This window comes from Pseudomonas sp. (assembly GCF_030696055.1).
In the GTDB taxonomy this organism is placed as follows: Bacteria; Pseudomonadota; Gammaproteobacteria; order Pseudomonadales; family Pseudomonadaceae; genus Aquipseudomonas.
In genome coordinates, this window is record NZ_JAUYNP010000293.1 from 1 (window position 1) to 1,442 (window position 1,442).

General features: G+C 60.9%; 3 protein-coding genes. All 3 read right to left on the reverse strand.

Annotated elements, in window-relative coordinates:
* Positions 1–90, reverse strand: a 90-nt coding sequence (locus Q8Q83_RS17540; RefSeq protein WP_305625412.1) for an ureidoglycolate lyase, incomplete at its 3' end; no start/stop codon positions are given.
* A 116-nt stretch (positions 91–206) separates the two neighbouring features.
* On the reverse strand, positions 207–1,202 hold the full coding sequence (gene alc / locus Q8Q83_RS17545) for an allantoicase (RefSeq protein ID WP_305625411.1): 996 nt from the start codon (positions 1,200–1,202) through the stop codon (positions 207–209).
* A 90-nt stretch (positions 1,203–1,292) separates the two neighbouring features.
* The coding region (locus Q8Q83_RS17550; protein WP_305625413.1) for a 2-oxo-4-hydroxy-4-carboxy-5-ureidoimidazoline decarboxylase at positions 1,293–1,442 on the reverse strand (150 nt) is incomplete at its 5' end.

A 1,442-nucleotide genomic window follows, 5' to 3' on the forward strand; every position in this document is an offset into this window, starting at 1 on the left:
CATGAAGTGATCGCTGCCGTCGGTTTCGATCACGTCACCGAAAGGGGCGAAGGCTTCTTTGGTCAGCGGTTCAATCGTCAATGTGCGCATGCTGGTCTTCTTTTCCGAATTCAATGTTGTTTGTTCTGGCGTCTTCGCGGGCAAGCCTCGCTCCTACGGTCGGTGATGCCTGTAGGCGCGAGGCTTGCCCGCGAAGGGCGCGCCGCTTATTTAGCGACCTTGCCCAATACCCGCAGGCGGCTCACGCCCCCATCCGGGAACACGTTCAGGCGGATGTGGGTGATCGGGCCCAGGGCCTTGATCTGTTCGGCGAAGGTGTGTTCGGCGTGCATTTCCAGTTTCTGCGCCGGCAGCAGTTCACGCCAGAACAGCGATTGGGTTTCGATCTGGCTGTCGGTGCCGCCCTTCACGAACGCGCCCTGGATCGAGCACGTGTCCGGGTAGTTGCCCTTGAAGTGCAGGGTGTCGACGATGACTTTTTCGATCTCGCCGGCATGACCCAGCGCGACGATGACCCAGTCGTTACCCGGCGTGCGACGACGTGCAGTTTCCCAGCCGTCGCCCATGTTGATGCCGCGGCCCGGGTTGAGGATGTTGCTCATGCGGCCGAAGTGTTCGTCCGAGCAGGCCAGGGCGCGGCCGCCATTCAGCGCGGAAGCCAGGTCGATCTGCTCGTTGTCGCCGACGTTGCTCCAGTCGCGGAACGGTACGCCGTAGACGCGCAGGCGAGCGACGCCGCCGTCCGGGTAGATGTTGAAGCGCAGGTGGGTGAAGGCCTGGGCGTTGTTGATTTCGTGGTAGTGGTGGCTGTTGCCTTGCAGCTCGACGGCGCCCAGCACTTCGGTCCACTGGGTGGCGTCGCTCGGGTCACCTGCGGCGACGAAGCAGCCTTCCAGGGAGGCCGACGGCGGGAAGTTGCCGGTGAAGAAGCTGGTGTCGATGTCCACGCCTTTGATCGAACCCGGTACGCCCAGGCGGATCACCGCGCTGTCGTAGCCTTCGAAACGCTTGCGGCGCGATTCCCAGCCATCCATCCACTTGCCGTTGTCATCGAACACGCCCTCCTTCCATACGGCCGGGGTCGGTTGGAACAGACGGTTGGCGTCTGCGAACCAGTCATCGGTGACCGAGATGATTTTGGTGCCCAGGCGGGCGTCGGCCAGGTTGACGAACTTCTCGAACGGTACGGCGTAAGCTTTCATTCTTCTTGTCTGCCTTTAATAAGTTGGCTTGGGATGCTTGCAGGGCCCTGGGAAACGCAAGCGTTCTAGAGGTTTCTCGGGCCAAGCTTGCTAGAGAGTCAGTAAACGGAACAGGGCGATCTTGTTAATCTCCGCCAGCGCGCATTTGAATTCGGTATCCGCCGAATTGTGAATGCGCGTTTCGAACGCCGCGAGGATCTGATGCCGGTTGCTGCCTTTTACCGCCATGATGAAGGGAAA

Coding starts and splice junctions, on each gene's coding strand:
- alc (WP_305625411.1), bottom strand. CDS start 1,202: ATGAAAGCTTACGCCGTACCGTTCGAGAAGTTCGTCAACCTGGCCGAC.